The sequence below is a fragment of the Endozoicomonas elysicola genome (assembly GCF_000710775.1).
Classification (GTDB): Bacteria; Pseudomonadota; Gammaproteobacteria; order Pseudomonadales; family Endozoicomonadaceae; genus Endozoicomonas; species Endozoicomonas elysicola.
This window is the reverse complement of the sequence record NZ_JOJP01000001.1, coordinates 5164734-5184500: the sequence shown is the minus strand read 5'-3', so window position 1 is coordinate 5184500 and position 19767 is coordinate 5164734. Positions and strand designations below refer to the sequence as shown.

Sequence of the window (19767 nt, the reverse complement as noted above, 5' to 3'; positions counted from 1 at the left end):
CCGTGTGTGTCATCGCCATTTAAAGTCTTTAAAGGGGGTTAAGGGGCATATGATGATACATACTGGAGAAAAGCCATTCGCTTGCAACGATTGTGATAAACGGTTCAGGCAGCAGATTCATTTAAAAAATCACTTTCGTTCTCAGCACAGTGAGTTAAAAGAGTATAAGTGTGAAATATGTGAGTATACGCTTTCGACCCGTCCCGCGCTCTGCATGCATATGAAAAGCAAACATACTAAGTAATGCTTTAGACTATCAGTCAGAGTTGCTACCAAGGCCTTTATTGATTTTGTGAATCATCCCCTGTGTAACCTGCTCTTCCCCAAACATAACACAGGCTGCCAGACAGCAAGCTGTGGATAAACGGAAGCCACCGGCCTGTTGGGTTTTGTAGTGCCAGCCATAGCGCGTAAGCGATTTATAATTACAGTTAATCAGATATGTGCTGCTTTTGTCGTGTGATTCGGGGGTTACGTGAATGATGCCGAAATTGCCCTGTAGAGAAAATGCCTGTTTGTCCTGACGGGAAAAAAACTGAATCAGATCGCTGAGATTCATGCTCAAGTCTCTTTTTATTACCTAATGTTCTCAACGTATTTATTAAGCATCACTCATGCCATTGTGACCTATTGCCTTATTTATTACGGTATTCATCAGGTTTTCTCTTTCTGGATATAACCCTTTGAATGGGTAAGGGATGGGGTTATGTAACGTAGAGAAACAGCGGGTGAATGTGGGCAGAACTTCTTTTATTTTAAATTGAGATAAAGCTTATATTTTTTATAAAAATATAAGCTTTATTCAGTGGAATTACCGGTTGTTTGCTGAAAGGACGGACGCTTTTAATCCGTGCTCAGATTTCCACTGTTCAGCATACTGTTGATGATTTCTGCATCTGTACTGCCCAACAGTGAAAGGTCTACGCCCTGCAGCGTGATTTTCTGGGTGATATCGCCGCCAGCCGTGTCGCGAACTTCGACAATTGGGTTGGCTGGGTCAGCCTGATCAAATGAAAGGTATTGGGTCAGGTCATTATTCTCTTCATCCACCAGTATGCTGCTCAGATCAAGGCTGTCGCCTTCAGACATATTGAAATCAGTAATGGTGTCTTGAGCAGGTATCGCAGCAGTACCAATATCGCCGATATTAAACTTGAAGACATCCCCGCCACTGCCACCGGTCAGAATATCATCGCCAATGCCACCAATTATCCGGTCATCCCCGCCACCTGCATTCAGGGTGTCGTTACCATCATAGCCGCGAAGTCTTTCGGAGAATAATGTGCCATTGATGGTGTCATTGACACCATTAGAGCCGTCGGCACTATTAATCGTATCAAGGGTATGCAGTGTATTGATTTCTAGGTTTGAGGTACTGGTATGAGTGCCGTCAGACACCTCATAGGTAAAGGTTTCTGTCTGATCCAGCTGCCCCATTATCTGCACTTCAGCTTCGGTCAGTGCCCGGTTATAAACCCGTCCTTCATCAATCAGGCCGTGGAACTGGGTACCAACACCATCATCCAGATCATGAAAGTCGAATGCCTGATTCCCTTCACTTGGGCTACCAAAGGCAACTGTCCCTGTGTGTGCGGGAACAGTAATACCTGCCGCATTACCAAAGATTTCTCCATCCAGAAAACCTCTGAGGGTATTGGCATTGTCGTTCATCACCAGTGCGATATGGTGCCAGTTGTCACTGTCCAGATAGGTGATATCGGTGTTGACGTAAGCCGTGTTGCTGTTTTCCCAGCCGCCCACGTAAATTTTTCCATTATCAAGATAGATGGCAAAGCCGTGAGAACTGCCACCTTCTTCGTACAGAACCTGTTTGCCATCTTTCGAGTTCGATGGGTCCAGTTTGAAGAACAGGCTGATGGTTCTTTCGCTGGGTGACGTTGCATAATTGCCCAGCTCTGTGGTGGTGGCAATCTGGACATAGTCACCCGTACCATCCAATGTAACGGCAGAGCCTGAAACACTGTCATTAGTGTAGGCAGCATTACCGGTGAGTACCCCGTTGTCGGCAATGCTGTCTGAGGGGGCGTTGTCGTTGGCATTACCGTCAAAGTTCCATTCGGCAATCAGGTTGCTGTCTAGGTCGACACTGGTATAGGCGCTGTCCGGTGTGTAGGTCCAGCTGCCATCCGCGGCAATATCCAGGGTGCCGAACTCACCGTTGATGCTTGTGGTGCCAGAGCTGGCAATGGCTTGACCATTGACGGACGAGACGGTCAGTGGATTGCCCTGAGCAGTGGTTTCTACGGGCAATACATCATCGGTCACACTGCTCTGAGTCAGGTTGATGGTGATATCTGCAGTGCGCTCAACAGGTAATGTTGCGGTTGCTGCTGTGGTCAGTTCGCCATCGGATACGTTGTAATCCAGTGTCAGATCACCGCTGAGGTCTTCACCGGGCATAATGGTCCAGGTACCGTCATTATTGTCATAGACGGCGTGCTCATTATCGGGGTAGATATCCCACTCTGTACCGTTCAGTGTATAAGTTGATACCGCATTCCCTCTGTTCATTGCGCCGAACTGACCATCGGTAATATTTTCGTTGAATTGATGGGCTATTTTTTCAACACCGTCTACCGTCATTGTGATTCGGTTATTGATAATATCGATTTCAACGTGACGGGGAGTGTTAATATTTGAACTATCGCTACTGTTATAACTGGCGATTTCACTATTCACTCCATTGGTCCACTGCTCTATTTCCCATGCGGATGTGCCGTCACCATCATAGCTGCCAATGGTTTTGTAGTTATTGGCATCGACATAATCAAAGACAATAAATGCATTGCGGGTAGAGTGACCACTGGTAGGAGTCACGGTAAAGTCCATGTGTAAATTAGTATCCCAGCTGCTTCCCCCGGTAGTATCGATCAGTACGACATTCTCATCGGTTCCAGAAGTCAATGTTAGTGTATTGCCACTGATGGCTACGCTACCACCGGTACCTGTTGCAAAACTGTTCTGGAAATCATGCCGATGGGCCGTAATGCCATTAATGCTGATATCCTGCACATTCAACGTATCCCCATCATCCACATCCGATGCATTGGTGAGCAGGAAGGCCTGACTTACGGTGTGAGTCGCCAGATTCTGGGGTGCGGTGATGGTCATCGGGCCAGAAACATCCGGTGCTTCATTTACGTCCTGAACCTGAATCACAATGTCCTGTTCACTGAACAGGCCGCCATTGTCGGTTACCCTGACGCGAACGGTGTGGGAGTCATTGGTTTCATGATCCAGCAGCGTACCATCTGCCACAGAGATATTGCCGGTATTGACATCAATGGCGAAACGGCCACCGGCATCATTCACCAGTGTGTAGGTGTGGGTATCCGGGTCATCAAAATCAGAAACGGCGGCCTTGCCCACCAGAAGGCCATTCATGGCATTTTCCTGTACCTGATTGGGGCCAGTGCCTGCACCAAGGGCGATGGTGCTGCCAAAGATTTCATTGTCGCCGGTGTGGTCTGATGTCCACAGGGCTTCCAGAGCCCCATTGCTCAGGCGAGCCAGCTGAGGGTCAAACTGTTCTCCGGCGGTGGTCGAGTTGATAATAATTTCGTCGGTCACTGCGGTGCCGGAGGCATCAAACCGGCGACCTACAATGCCCTGACCGTCGCCATCCTGACCACCACTGGATTTCCAGATAACAAAGAAGCCACCATCCGGCAGGGTTTCAATGTTGAATTGGCTCTGAGTGTCGGCAGTGGTGGTGTTCACTGCGGTTGCACTGCCAATAGCCGTGCCGGTACTGCTCCAGCGCTGGAAGAAGAGGTCATCCCCACTCTGGTAAACCGTGACCAGCTCGCCATTATCCAGTTCTTGAATCTTGGTTGCCCGCTCATTTGTTGGGTTACTGCCGCCAAAGCTGATGGCATTCGTGGTGGGGCTGCCGGATGCATCGTAAATACGGAACGAGGCGCTGTCATTCGCTGTGCTGTTGCTGCGCCAGGACACCACAAAGCCACCGTTATCCAGTGGTTCGATATCTGGAGATCCGTAAGCCCAACCGCCCGCACTGCCGGCACTTACAACAGAGGTTTCATTACCTGAGGCATCAAAAATATGAATTTTGGCATTGAATGAGTCAGACGAGTCGATAGAGACCGTAGCGAATCGATTATCGCTGAGCGCTGTCACATCCGTAGCGTAGTGGCTTGTCCCTAAATTAAACTCTGCCCTGACTTCATTGCCGTTAGCATCAAACACCCGCATTCGGGTCTCAATCCATGAACCAGGCTCAATCAGCTGCCACACAACGGCATAGTTGCCATTATCCAGGGTTGCTACTTCCGGGCTTAATATGTTCTGACTACTGGTGGGGTTGGTGGTATTGATCTGGAACTCATCACCCAAAGGATTCAGTTCTAGAGAAGGCTCGGTAACGGACATGCGTACATTGTCAAAATGCATCTGCGGACCGCTGTTTTTCACCAGCTCGATGGTAAGTGGTTGTCCAATGGCTGCGGAGCCTTCTGCAATTGAAGAGCCATCAAGGTCAATGGTGAGTGTTTCCCATTGCCCTTCCGCAGGTGAGGCAGAATCTCCGGTTGCCAGAACAACCCCTCCCGCAGTAATACGCACCTCGTAGTCTGCAAACCCTGCAGTATCGCTCCGGTTACCGATATCTACCTGAAGCTGAAAACTGTTCAGACGAGAGAAGTTTTCCGACAGACTCTGTGAAATGACACCGTTATCGGGAGTGATATAACCAACATTACTGCCATCAGAAGCCTGTTGTGTAATGTTGCCAGAAGTCGGATTCCAGGTACCAATATCTCCGCCAGTACCTGTATATGTCCAGGCACTGGCCCCGGGATTATTAGAGAATCCTCCATCACTGTAAGTTACGCTTTCAAAGCTGTGGTCGGCAATGGTTACATCTCGGGTCTGGGTATAGTTATACCGTTGAGCCTTGACCTGATCCGCACCTGCATCACGCCATACCGCCATAAACCCTCCATTGGCCATTGGAGTAAGCGCTGAGGATTCCTGACTGCCGGCCGTGATGGAATTAATGTGCTGTTCAGTGCTGGTGGCTGTATCCAGCGATGTGCTGAGCACAGGCGTGTTATTGATATTATTAACGACAATGGTCACATCCTGCTCATCACTCAGTGATGGGTTGCCATTATCGGTGACTCTGACACGAACCTTATGGGAGGTGTTGTCATCAAAGTCCAGCAGGTTGCCATCGGCAATGGTGATTTCACCATTGCTGCTGTTGATGGAAAAGCGACCACCGGCATCATCCAGCAACGTGTAGGTCAGAGTGTCGGACGTATCCAGCTCCGTGGCTGGTACCGTGCCGACGACGGAGTTATCTGCACTGTGTTCGTCGATGTCCAGCAGAAGATCAGTAAACTCGGTTGCCTGGAAAAGGTTATTTATTTCTGTTGCATCAAGCGACTCGTTAAGAATAACCAGATCATCTATCTGGCCGTCCAGACGTTGATTGGCATTCCAGTTATCTGCCCCAACAAGGTTGCTGGTTCTGACCATGACATCAGGTGGGGCATTGGTGGTCATGGTAGCGGAACCGACAGAAGTGCCATCAACATAGAGTGTGATTACACCTGCATCATCAATCGTGAAAGCAATGTGAGTCCATTGGTTTGTCTGAATACTATTTGGGGCAGTCAATTGACCGATCAATGTTGATGAACTGTTGTAAACATGGATTTCCAGGCCATCAGTTGTGCTAGAGCCCAGCAGGATATTCTGGTTACCAGCGCCATTACCAAAGTCGATAATTCGAGCCCAGTTTCCTGTTGTGTCGAACTGAACCCAGGCGGCAACGGTCATAGCGCCACCGGTCTGCAGACCATTAATTGTTCCAAAGTCATTGGTTCCATCAAGTTCCAGGGCGGTTCCTGCCCCGGTTCTGCCATTCACCCAGGTGGGTGTACCCGATAAGGTCATTGGCTGGTTGTCACCACTGGCGTCGGCCACAGTGGTGCCACTGCCCTCGGTGAAGGTATAGGCCGCATTGACATCCAGCGTGTTCATGGTTTCATTGATCACGGGGGCGTCGTTGATACCATTGACCGTTATGGTGGTGGTGACAGTAGAGGTAACACCTTCATCATCGCTCATGGTATAGCGCAGATTCACGGTGGCGTTTTCTCCGCCAGCCAGATAGGCAAAGTCACTGCCCGGATCAAACTGGATCTCGTTATTGACGACAGTGGCGGTGCCCTGACCGGTAACCGGGTTATCACTGCCATCAACAATGACTACCGAATCAAGAGAGAAGTTTGAAACGTCGTCTGTATCATCCTGATCAATATCATTGGCCAGCACATCCAGAGTCAGCGGAGTGTTTTGATCGGTGAGCGTAATGTCCTGATGAATCTGAAAACCGTCAAGTCCTGTGAAAGAATCTCCGTTATTATCGGTGATATTTAAGCGGTAATACCGGTACATGGCGGGAGTTGTCAGCTCAAACTCTTTGACTTCCCTGACTGTCCAGTTATTGATACCACTCTGGGTATCAATAACGTCAAAGTTAATGCCATCGTTGCTGCCCTGTAACTGCCAGTCTTCCGGTTCGCGACCTTGTGAACGGCCAATTGCCTTCAGGTCGTACTTCCAGATAGCCGTTGGGCTTCCTGTATCAACTTGTAGCCATCCGGTAGAACCGCTAACAGCCCAGGAGCCGGTATTATCTGCAGAGCTGGCGTCAACACCATCAAATGCTCTGAATGCTGCGTAACTGGCGCTGTGCTCTCCGCTTGCCGAGACAATAAACCCCTGGTCATTGTTTGAGGTGAGATTAGGGATGTTTGGATTGTCAGCACTGGTTTCCACAATCGCTGTGGGAGCTTCATTAATATCTGCAATCTGGATAACCACATCCTGTTCATCGGTCAGCCCGCCGGAGTCGGTTACACGAACCCGAAGGGTATGGCTGCCTGTGGTTTCATGATCCAGAAGGCTGCTGTCAGCTACGGTGATCTCACCGGTACTGCTGATGGCAAAGCGACCACCGGCATTATTCACCAGCGTATAGGTGACATTGGTGCCATCTTCTTCATCGTTGGCTGATAGCTGGGCAACCACAGTGCCATTACTGCTGTTCTCGTCAAGCACGAAGTTGGCATCCACAAAATCAGACAGCTGACTGGCCTGATAAAGATTGGATACTGCTGTGGCATCCAGTGCGCCGCTGATGACGGCAAGGTCATCGATAGCACCGTCCAGATAACCATCAGCCGACCAGTTACTTTTGCCCACGTAATTAAAGTTACGGACTTTCTCAGTGGGTACTCCACCCTGAAGCGTGCCCGCCTGTTCACCGTTTTTATAAACGGTGAACAGGCCAGTGCTGTCTATGGTGGCCACCATGTGCACCCATTCACCGGTGGTGAAGAAGTTACTTACCGTCAGGCTATGCTGAGTACCACCACTATCATGGACATGGAAACCCAAATCGCCTGTCGTGGTTTCATGACCGACTAGTATATTGTTGCTGGCCTGTCCATCACCAAAATCAATCACCCGGGACCAGCTCTGGGTGAAGCTGTCAAACCGTACCCAGGCGGCAATGGTCATTTCGCCGCCGGTCTGAACACCACTGATTTCACCTGCGCCAGACGTTCCGTTCATTTCAAAGGCAGTGCCTGATCCGGAGCGGCTGGTTCCCCAGGTGGCACTGCCGGACATTGAGAGATCCTGACTGTTACCACTGATATCTGCTGCCGTTGTGCCTGTTCCTTCAGAGAAGCTGAACGCGGCATCGACATCGGTTATTGGGTTCAGCACAGTGATCACCGGAGGTGCATTAATATCTTGAATATGGATATTAATTGCCTGATTGGTGACTACCTGTGTTCCGGTTGCTGTCTCAGTTGCCGTTGCCGTGGCTGTCATGGTGAAGTCGTTGTCGTAGTTCGCCGGTGGCGTTAGAACCAGGTTGTTCAGGTTCCACGAACTGACATCAATTGCTGCGCCGGTGGAGGTAAAGTTATTAGTGCCATCACTGAGCTGTATTCCGGAAGGAATACCGGTTAACTGAATGGCCAGCGTTTCAGAGCCATCGGTATCGGGGTTGGCAATATCCAGTTCAACGGGAACCGGTTGATCTTCAGGTACTGATACCGTGGGTGTGTAACCCGCATTATTGGCTGCTTCCGGTATAAGGCTAATGTTGTCTATGCCGAGATCGGTTGATGGTCGGCTGCCTGAACTGGTATCTGAAATCCTCAGGGTGGCAAATCCGGCCGAGGTGGTGGTGAAGTTGGCATTCAGGGTTTGAGCGGATGCTGAATTTGTCGATACCGACTGTGAAAACAGGGTGCTGCCGGTAGCTGAGTCAACCACCTCTATCAGGGCGGATTCAGTGAGTGCTGTTCCGATGCGGAAATAATCCAGTGAAATCGAATAGTCCAGGCCATTGTTCAGATAGATTCCCTGTTCTGCAATACCATCGCTGTTAGCGGACCCAGAGCCAAACTGCAGACGCCCATTACTTAATGAGATCGCCCCTGATGTTGTCCATTCGCTGGTGGTGGCGACATCACCATTTTGAACCACATTGGTATCAATAATATTGTTATTGAGTGTCACGGTGGTTGTGTCGGTCACTGGTGTGACATCCAGGGTCAAGGTCTGTGCTGTGCTGCTGTCTGTGCCGTCGCTGACGGTAAAACCAAAGCTGGCATAGCCAGTACCACTGGCCTGGGCAACGGGTGTGAATACCAGGTTGCTGATATCTGCAGCGGTAATGACCTGATTTAAAGTCACCGGGTTGGTGTTCAACTCAAGAGTACCGGCAGCAGGCAGGCTGGTGATGGTTATAGACTGTAAACTGTCGCCGGTATCGTTATCGGTAAAGGCGAAATCGGCCGTGGTAAATGTATGGCTGTTGTCTTCTGTAATCGTAACTGTGTTGTCTGCAGAAACCGGAATATCGTTGATTGACTGGATATGAACATTAATTACCTGACTGGTGGTTTCCGGTGTTCCTGTTGCGGCTTCTGTGGCGGTTGCGCTGACGGTAAAGGTAAAGTCATTACTGGTGTTGGCCGGAGATGTAAACGTCAGGTTGCTCAGGTTCCAGGCAGATACATCGATAGCGGCGCCGGTAGAGGTTATATTATTACTGCCATCGCTGAGTCCTACACCGGAAGGAATACCGGTGAGCTCAACAGCAAAGGTTTCTGAGCCGTCGGCATCCGGAGTGGCGGCACTTAAATTAACGGCAACCGGTTGGTCTTCCTGGCCAAAGACGCCAATACCTGAAGGAATATGGTTGTTATCTACAGCTGCGGCTTGAATGGAGATGTTGTCGATGTGCAGGTCGATACCGCTGGTTGCCGTCGAAGTATCCGTGATTCGCAAGGTGGCATGGCCCGAAGCAATGCCTGCAAAGTTAAGGCTAAGAGTCTGGAATGTTCCGGTATTGGTATTCACCGTCTGGCTGGCCAGTATATTGCCAGTGGAGATATCCACAATTTCTATCAGGCCGGATTGTGGGGTCGTTAAACCAGAGGTTCTGTAATCCAGAGACAAGTTGTAATTCACATCCGGATGGATGGTGAAATGACTTTCAGCGATCCCATCATTGGGAGTATTGCCTCCGCTAAATCGCATTACACCGCTGGCAACGCCTACGTTTCCACTGAGATTCCAGCCACTAGCGCTGGTCATATTTCCACTGGTGATCAGCTCTGTATCCAGTTGCAGATTGCTGTAGGCAGCGTTATTCAAGGTAATCACCGGCGCATCAGTAACCGGTGTGATATTAAACGTCAATGTTTCAGTACTACTTTCCAGGCCACCACTGTCGGTTGCCTTGAAATCGATACTGGCCACTGTATTGCCGCTGGCATGGGCATCTGGCACAAAGATCAGGTCGTTCAGGTCATCAGCAGGAATGGTGTCATTGGCATTGACGGTTGTAGAGCCAGGAGGGACATCGCCCAGATCGCCAAAAAATGCCTGATCATGAATTTGGAAATCATCAATAAACTCGGCAAATGGACTCATAAAGGTGCTGTCATCACCACCAATATGGTCAATCGCATCGGTTGCCTGAAAGTTGCTGATACCTACCAGCTGGTTATCAATGTAGAAGTAGGTTTTTCCATTAGTGCCAACAGCGGTCAGGTCGTGCCAGTTATTATCCAGCGCAGTGATGGTGTATCCAGAACCATGAAAGGTATTGGATGGGAGTCTGTCCAGTACCCCCAGTTCCCCACTGTTATTGATAATGACATGACTATCTCCACCCCCCGCGCGTACGAGGGATGCCTGATCGCCGTTGCTGGATAAAGGAATTGGGTTTTTAAATCGTGTGCTGATGGTCCATTCAGACCCTACCGCAAAATCATTGTCCAGTGTCAGGTAATCATTTTCATTATCGAAGCGTAAAACTGGCCCCTGCTGGGCATCATTCTGCCATTCAACGCCTGCCGTTGCTGTTCCACGAATGTTATTGGCAATATCATTAACCGGGTCGGTTTGGTCAGTGAAGGTTAATGACAGTTCTGGCGTGTTCGCCTCAGCAATCTGAGATAAGTCCAGATCCGGCATATTGGCAGAGTTATAGATTCTGAAATCATTGAGTTCATCGGCAAAGGCCTGGCTGTTTGCCACACTATTATTACCAATCGTCTCGATGCTGCTGGTTGACTGATAATTGGCTGTCCCCAGGTATTCATCATCCAGATAAAAATGGGTTTTGCCATCACGCCCAATCACTGTCAGGGAGTGCCAGGTGTTGCCTAAGCCAGAAACAGTAAAGCCAGTGCCGTGAAAACCTACACCGTTCTGCCAAGTGCCTATTTCTCCAGTGCTTTGATTGATCAGAACCTGAACGTCGCCATTACCTTCCACCAGCGATTGCCATGTGGTTCCATCAGAACGAAGGTTTCTGAATTCGGTGGTGATGGTCCACTCACTGCCAAGGTCATAAGCCTGGGTCAGGTTAATGCGATCGGAGTTCTGGTCAAAGGTGACGATGCCACCTTTTTCTGCATCCGTTCCCCAGGTAACGCCAGTCAGATTACCCCGGATGTCATTTCGTCCGTCATAAGCGCTGGTGGCGGTGTTGTCATCCTCAAACAGCAGCTCCAGATCAGGGCGGGGCTGTTTCATCAGGGTGCCTGAGCCGTTGATGGCGGTAATCGTTACCGTATGGGTATCACCGGCATCCTGATCAGCAATAGAAAAATCGCTGGTTTTCAGGTTGTACTGGCTATCTTCATTGATAGTGAAGGTTTGGTCTGCAACCGTGGGCGCTTCGTTACTGTCACGTACCTGAATAGTGAAGGTTTTGCTGGTGGAAAGCCCATTGCCATTGTCGTCGGTTGCGGTGACCGTTACGGAAATGGTTGGCTCGGTTTCGTAATCCAGTGACTGCCCAGCCTTGAGCTGGAGCTGATTACCGGAAATCTCAAAGCGGTTGTCCGATACGTTGTAGCTGTGTTGGCCAAAGGCGTCCGCAGCATCGTCTGGGTCGGTGGTTGTGAGTGTTCCGATAATGGTCGCTGTGGTGGTATCTTCATCAACAATGGCATTTGTACCATTTGCCCCTGCTAGCAGGTCAGCTACCTGGCTCGCGGTAACGGCCTGATCAAACACCTGCAGGCCAGCGATTGCACCATCAAGGTGTGTGCCGCCGGTTGAGGAGAATCCGAGGCGTAACTGGGTTTGAGTCGTAAAGTCAGATGACGTTTTTGAACCGGTCGCAACCTGAGTCCCATCGACATAGAGTGCCTGACCGCTAATGGAGGTGCCGAAGGTATGCACGACATGGTGCCATTGTCCATCATTGTATACTTCTCCGACGGAGCTGGTGATGCTTTCTTCTGTCCAGATACGCGAGGTAATCGTGCCGTCGGCATTTAGGTAGATGTTGCGGTCATGGCCACTGGCGCCGGCTGTTTGGATCTGCATGAGTCCACCGGCATTGTCGGCCTTGAACCAGAAGGAAACAGTGTAGGCCGTTTCGGATACATCCAGCGGTACATTGAAGTCGGTAGCACTGCCATCAAACTCAATGGCATTTGAGAACCGGCTGTTAGGACCAGAGACAAAGGTGGGTGTGGCACCGGAGAAGGTGTTTCCACCGGCCTCATTGTTGTAGTTATTATCAAATGCCCAGGTAGCCTGTGCTTCCGGTGTGGAGGAGACGACACCGGCATCAAGAGTCAGGGTTATATCCTGTGGTGCCTCATTCGTATCCCACACCTGAATCACAATATCCTGTTCAGCCGTTAGCCCACCACTGTCGGTAACACGGACGCGAATGGTGTGGGCGTCAGCCGAATCATGGTCTAATAATGATGGGCTGGATACGATGATGGCACCGGTGGTGCTGTCGATGGCGAATCGGCCGCCAGCATCATTAACTAGCTCGTAAGTCAGCGTGGTGCCATCTTCCACATCGGTTGCGGTGGCCCTGCCGACCAGAGTGCCATAGGGGGCATTTTCCAATACCTGGTTGCCGCCCAGGCCAATGGATGCGCCATAGATGTTTTCATTACCGTCCTGGTTTGATGTCCACACTACTTGAAGTGCACCGCTTTCCAGCTCAATGACCGACGGGTCAAACTGGTTGCCTGCTGTTGTGGTGTTGATGGCTATTTCATCAGTTAGCGGGTTACCGCTGGCATCAAACCGGCGTCCGTAGACACCATGACTAGCACCACTGTCTTGAGATGTGCTGCGCCATACAACAAAGAACCCGCCGTCGCTTAATGTTTCAATGGATGCTTCTGAGACACCGTTAATGTCTGGAGATACAGAGGTGTTAATCTGTACTGCTGAGCCTTGGGCTGTGCCGGTATCTGACCAGCGCTGGAAAAACAGGTTTTCACCACTTTGATAAACCGTGACCACTTCACCATTGCTTAAGATATCAATTTCAAAATGGGGGTCGCTGTCGTTTATTGCACCGCCGAATGAGATTTCGCTGGTGGTATTGTTGCCGTTACTGTCGAAAAACTGGATGCGGGCACTATCATCCGCTGTAGTGCCGCTGAGTCGCCAGACCAGTGCAAAGCCGCCATTGTTGAGTGCTGTAGCCTCAGGCCCACCCCATTGCCAGCCACCAACATTGCCTGCTGTACTGGTGCTGACTGTGTTGCCATTTTCATCAAGAATGGTGGCTTTGACATCCAGACTATGAACATTAGTAACCAGGAAACGGTCGTTACTCAGGGCAATGACGTCGGGTTTGTAATGACTTCCGCTGGTAGTAAGGATTTCAAATTCACTTTTAACTTCAGACCCGTCGGCAGCAAAGATGCGCATATTGGTTTTGGCAAAGCTGTTGGGGTCAAATATTTCCCAGGCAACTGCATAATTGCCATTCTCCAAGGTTGCAACTTGTGGGTGCTGAACAAACTGATCGTCGACCAGTGTGGTTGTATCCACTTGAAACTCAGCACCATCCGGCTGCAGCTCATTGGATGTGGCCGTCATCCGAACATTATCAAAATGGATTTGTGGCCCGCTGATCTTCACCAGTTCAATAGTGATAGGCTGGCCAATAGCGGCCGAGTTTGCCGGGATGGTTGAACCATCCAGATTCAGGGTCAGGGTTTGCCACTGTCCTTCTGCCGGGGATACAGAGCCGTCGGAAGCCAGCACAACACCGCCCGCCGTGATGCGTACTTCGTAATTCGCAAAGCCGGCAGTGTCACTTCGATTGCCTATCTCTACCTGCAGCTGGTACTGGGTGTCATTTGAGAAGCTTTCAGATAGCGTCTGGGATAGGGTTTCGTTGTCATTGGTGGCATAACCAATGTTATTGCCATCGGGAGCTTCCTGGGTGATCTGGCCAGATGTCGGGTTCCATATACCACTGTGGGTGCTGCTGAATGACCAGGGGCTTGCAGCCGGATTCAGTACTGGCTCTCCATCGATCAATGTCACACTTTCAAAGCTGTGGTCTGCGATGGTTACGTTTCTGCTGGTTGCCTGAACGCTGTATCGTTGAGCTTTAATCGCGTGGCTGCCACTTTCTTCAGAGTGCCATGCCGCCAGATAGCCGCCATCGGCCATGGGCGTTAATACGGCTTCAGACTGATCACTACCGGTCACCGTATTAATGATGCCCTCAGAGCTGACGACTGTGTCCAGGGTTGCTTCTAATACAGGGGCATCATTAACCGCGGTGACATCAATGGTGAATGTATGTGGTTCGCTGCTAAGAGCGCCATCACTGACGGTAAACTGGATATCGGTATACCCGGTGCCATTGGCATGGGTAACTGGTGTAAAGACCAGATTGCCAATATCGGCTGTGGGAATCACCTGGTTAGCAGTGACATTAGCGCCGCTGAGGGTCAGGGTGCCAGCTGAAGGTAATTGAGTGATGGTGACTGACTGCAGCGTGTCACCAGCGTCAGCATCACTGAAACTGAAGTCGGCAGCGGTAAATGTATGGCTGTTGTCTTCATTAATGCTCAGTGTTTTATCACTGGCAGTGGGTGCCTCGCTGACAGCGGTGACATTGATGGTCAGGGTTTCGGTTGTGCTGTCAGCGCCGTTATTATCGGTCGCTTTAAAATCGATACTGGCGTAGTTACTGCCATTTTCATCGGGATTTGGAATAAAACGCAGGTCGCCCAGGTCTTCAGCATTGATAACATCGCCCGCTGTGATCAGTGAGCCGTTAGGCAGTGCGGTTCCTGTGCCTGGGAATTGAGCCGTATCGACAATAGTGAAATCGTCCAGATAGGTGGCAAACGGCTGGGAGCCGCTCTGGTAGTTGCCTATTGAGTAGACATTCTCGGTAATCTGGAAATCTGACGTGCCTACGTAAGCACCGTCAATATAGAAATGGGTTTTACCATCCTTACCCACTGCCGTGAGGGAGTGCCAGGCGTTATCGTCCAGTGCGCTGGTATCAAAGCCTGAGCCAATAAAGCCGGTTCCGGTGTAACCGACGGAATTACTGCCGCCATCAAAAACGCCAAGTTCCCCAGAGCTATCAATAATGATGTGGTGACTGTGAGTGGAACCTCTGGCCAGAGTCTTCCAGGTGGCGGATGAAAGATCCTTGAACTGAGTGCTTATGGTCCACTCACTGCCCAGTGAGTGTGGTGTCGTCAACAGTGCTGTGTCGCTGCTGTTATCAAACTCCAGTACGGATCCGCGCTCGGTGTCGGTGACGACCTGAGCGCCACTGACGGTGCCGGTAACGCCATTACCAGAGTCAGTGAGCGGATTCGCCGAGTCATCAAAGCTCAGTTCGACTGAGGGAGCCGTGACAGGAGGATGAGCAACATTGTATATACGGAAGTTGTTGAGGTTTTCGGCAAAGGCCTGATCGTTACCGTGGCTGTTGTTACCAACGGTATCGATCTCTCCGGTTGACTGGTAACTGGCCGACCCCAACAGGGTATTGTCCAGATAGAAGTCTGTCTGGCCATTTTGACCAACAACAACTAAAGAGTGCCAGTCAGCACTTATGCCATTCAGACTGACACCGGTGCTGTGGAAACCGACGGAGTCCTGCCAGGTGCCTATTTCACCGGTGCCGCTCTGTACCACAATCTGAACGTCACTATCGCTTCCGGTTAATGAGTGGTAGCCATTTCCATCGGTGCGCAGATTTCTAAACTCTGTTGCAACCGTCCATTCACTACCCAGATCAAAAGGTTGGCTCAGCGTAATATGGTCTGTGTTTTGATCAAAGGTAACAAATCCTCCTCTGCCAACCTCGCTGGACCAGGTGACATTACTGAGTGTTCCCTGGGTGCTGTTCCTGTCATCGGTGGTTGTCGTACCTGTGGTTTCTTCAAACAGGAATTCCAGATCGGGGCGTGGTGTCTGATAGAGGCTGCCTGAACCGTTTATGGCTTCAATAGTAACGGTATGAGTATCGCTGGCATCCTGATCTGAAATGGAAAAGTCGGCAGCAGTAAACAGCAGGGCAGTGTCTTCGTCAGTTGTCAGCGTCTGATCTGCGACGGTTGGGGCGTCATTGCTGTCGTTAACCTGGATGGTGATTTGCTGCTCGGAGAAGGCGCTCTGGGCATCGGTCACCCTGACGGTGACGGTATGGCTGGCAGCACTTTCATGGTCGAGTGCTCCGGCCACGGTGATTTCACCGGTGCTGCTATTTATGGTAAACCGGCCTCCGGCATCATCGGTCAGTGTGTAGGTAAGCGTGTCGCTATCACCGTCCCTGTCTTCAGCGCCCACGCTACCTACAACCGTTCCATTACTGGTGTTTTCATCGACGGCCAGGGTAAACAGATCTGAGGCAGAAGTGGTGACACCGTATGCGTCAAAAGGCTCGCCGGGCTGTTCAGAAGTGAGGGTGATCCCGTCTGCTCCACTGGAGACTGCGGAAACAGCCTGGCTCAGGTCGTAGTTGGTGAACTGACTGAGCAGTGCATCACGGACATCCGTTGTAGCCTGCCCAGCGGTGACCGTATGGCTGAGTTCAAAGTCGTTGATAAAGAGTTTGACTGTTTGTCCGGCTTGCAGGACAGAGGGAATAGTTAACGTCTCAACCTGAGCAGTACCTGCTGAACCAATGGTGGTGCTGTTGATCATGGTTATGCTGGAGTCGATTACATTGCCAGCTGAATCCATAAGGACAGATGTCAGGTTGTACGGAGGTAAGTTTGGATTATCGAAGCCGACGAAATTTAAATAGCTGGAACCAACTATTTGACCATTGTTGGACGTTACACTTACGAGACTACCAATGCCGGGGGTATCGTTGATGATTGCAGCTGTTAAGCCAGGAGCAATACGCCAAGTGGCTGTGTCGGAAATTGTATAGTTGACAGTGTAAACTTCACTGGTATCTTCGCTGTTTGTAAATGTTAGCTCTATTCTTTGCCCAACTGTAAAAGTGCCCCAGCCAGTTACTCGAATATTCTGGGCAACGCCCTCCACGTTGGCAGTATCGATTGATTCTCCCAGTAATTCTCCCGCTCCAGTAATAACAGGAGCATCATTTTCGGCGGTGATGCTCAGGGTTGTGCTGCCAACGTTGCTTTCGATAAACCCATCGTTCACCGATACGGATAGGATACGGCTATCCGTATCAGGTGCATCAGAGAGGTTGCTGTAGGTAATGCTGCGAAGGGCTGTTTGGTAATCTGCAACACTTGCCGTGCCGGTTAACGTGAGAACACCATTGGTGGAATCGTAGTTTCCAGATATGCCATTCTGGTTGGTGAAGTTCAGCTGATCTTCAGTGGTATGGAGCTGCTTTCCATACTCCGTAAATTGTACGGTTGCACTTTCAAGAGTACCTTCCGGATCATCCAGCGTCAGAGTGTTGAACAAATTGACGGTGCCACCTTCGGTATAGCTGGCACTGGCTGGCGCGGTAACCGTCGGTGCTTCGTTCAGGTCGTTGATGTTGATGGTAACCTGGGCGCTAGTGCTTGAAGAGGGGATGCCGTCGTCAGTGGCCGTAACGGTCAGTTGGTAGCTGTCGGTGGATTCATGGTCCAACCCATTGACGACGGTAATTTCACCGGAGTTTGGATCAATAGCAAAGCGGTTGTCATCATTGCCGGCTGTAATGGTGTAAGTCAGCGTCTGGCCAGCATCGGTATCGGTACCCGTTATGGTACCGACAACCTGTGAACCATCTGTGATGACATTTTCATCAATGCTGTAGGTTTGATCTTGCAGTTCGGGGGCTTCGTTTGCATTGTTGATTGATACAGTAACCGTTGCTGATTCGCTCAGGTTTCCTGCATCGGTGGCTTCTACTGTCAGGTTATAAAGATTGCGGGTTTCGAAATCCAGATCCCCGGTAACTGTGATTTCACCTGTGGCGGGGTTGATTGTGAATTTGCCATCCTCGTTTCCCGAAATGATAGCGTAGCTGAGATCCTGTCCCTCGGGGTCTCTGGAAATCACGCTTCCGACCACCACAGAGCCATCTGTGTCGACACCTTCGTCAATATTGAAGGACTGGTTAGTAATTTCCGGTTTCAGGTTGATTTGGGTTGAGGCTTCAATTGGATCAGCAGGTTGTTGCTGCACTTTGACGCTGTCAGAGCTTTCTATTTGTGATGATTGTCGGAAGGTATCTGGCTGCTCAGCGTCATGGGATATAATGACTTCCTGAATGAAGGTGTCTTCAATTGGAGCATTACTGTCCTCCGGACCGTCATCATTGGCGGGTTCCGGTGTATCACTGTCAGTGGTTTCTGAGCTGGCAGAAGGCTCGGTGTTTGATGTGTCGGCTGGGTTTTCTTGTTTTGAGTCTTTTGATTGGTTGCCTGCTGCGGTGCTGCCAAATAATTCCAGATTTAAAATAATTTGCTGCTGGGAATTTAAATATAATAACTGGTTGTTAACCAACTCAATCACAACGTTTGCAGTTGAGTCGTTAACCACTGTTTCATTTAAGAAAAGAGGGTCGCCCACCTGGGCGGTTCTTATCTCGCCTTTTTCATTGGCCACCAGAACCGTTCCCTCTGCTTCGGAGATATATCCGATGATGCTTGCGCTGTTTTGACTATCCATAGTATTTATATCAGCTTGTCAGGTTTAAATGTTTTTTTGATAAATCTTGGTTTTTATAAGTTTTCCAGACTTATCAACTGTTTTATGACGTGACAGGTGTGATTGATGTTGTTGTTATTAAAATTTCCCTAATTCTCATATTAGCTTTGAATTGATGTGTAGCTAAAATATTTGGTTTTTTCGTCAGCAATTCTCACTGCCTATTTTTTTTATATTGCCTATTTAAACTTAAGGCTGTTTTTTTATTTCAATTGAAACTGATATTTACTATAGAAGCACCGCTTGTACCGTTGGTTGCTACCTTTTGTCAGGCTTTAGTGCATTAAATTGTTCTTTTAACTGCGATGACTGGCGGCCTCTAATTTAAAGTACTAAAAGTACTAGATGTCATCTGGGTTGAAAGTTCAAACTTGTATTGACAGCCCTGAGAAAAAGTACATAATAGTGCGGTTTTTATGGAATAGAGTTTTACCATTACTGGTTAACATATTGTTTCTTCAAGTTTCTTAGATCGAATATCCGGCGCTTTCAGTACTTGAAAAAACCGTGGATTTGATGTTTGGGAGAGGTTGTCAGCTGGCTCTTGCCGCAGTATACTGATGAACACTTTGATGCGGGGTGGAGCAGCCTGGTAGCTCGTCGGGCTCATAACCCGAAGGTCGTTGGTTCGAATCCAGCCCCCGCTACCAAACCCATGAAAACCCCCTTTGCGGGGTTTTTTATTAGGTAGCGAGTAATTGATGTGTGATGGCCGATCTGGTCATTGTGCAAATGTATGGGGCTTTATAGCCCTTTTTTTGTTTTTTTTAGCAGGTATTCAGTCGTGGCAGGTAAGCAGTCGCAGCTGGAGGCACTTATCGAGCCGATCGTGGAGTCGCTTGATTACCGTCTCTGGGGTATTGAGTTTGTTTCCCGTGGGCGGAATTCACTGCTTCGGGTTTTTATCGATGCAGAGAATGGCATTGCTCTTGATGATTGTGAAAAAGTCAGTCGTCAGGTGAGTGCTGTTATGGATGTAGAAGACCCAATTGCGGATGAATATACCCTGGAAGTATCTTCTCCGGGATTGGACAGGCCGCTGTTTCGGCTTGAGCAGTATGAGATGATGGCTGGCCATATGGTCAGTTTGCGCCTGAGAGTGCCTTTTGAAGGCCGTAGAAAGTATCGGGGCATCATCAAGGGAATTGAAGATCAGGATGTCGTTATAGAGGCCGATGGCCATGAGCTTCTGCTGCCTGTCGAGAGTATCGAGAAGGCGCAGGTGATACCACAGTTCGACTGAATTAT

The 19767-nt window shown here is 49.7% G+C and carries 3 protein-coding genes and 1 tRNA gene; 2 read left to right on the top strand and 2 right to left on the bottom strand.

Annotated elements, in window-relative coordinates:
* Positions 1–256: 256 nt before the first annotated feature.
* Both GV64_RS21755 and GV64_RS21750 read right to left on the bottom strand, forming a co-directional pair.
* Positions 257–559 carry a hypothetical protein gene (locus GV64_RS21755; RefSeq protein ID WP_020582373.1) on the bottom strand — a complete coding sequence of 101 codons (303 nt, stop codon included), beginning with the start codon at positions 557–559 and terminating at the stop codon, positions 257–259.
* A gap of 284 nt (positions 560–843) precedes the next feature.
* Complete coding sequence (locus GV64_RS21750; RefSeq protein ID WP_020582372.1) at positions 844–18480, bottom strand: LamG-like jellyroll fold domain-containing protein; 17637 nt, start codon at positions 18478–18480, stop codon at positions 844–846.
* Between the two features lie 612 nt (positions 18481–19092).
* On the opposite strand from GV64_RS21750, the gene GV64_RS21745 reads away from it, so the two are divergent.
* Positions 19093–19169 (top strand) — tRNA-Met (locus GV64_RS21745).
* Between the two features lie 134 nt (positions 19170–19303).
* Positions 19304–19762, top strand: a complete 459-nt coding sequence (gene rimP / locus GV64_RS21740) for a ribosome maturation factor RimP (protein WP_020582371.1) — start codon at positions 19304–19306, stop codon at positions 19760–19762.
* Positions 19763–19767 lie beyond the last annotated feature (5 nt).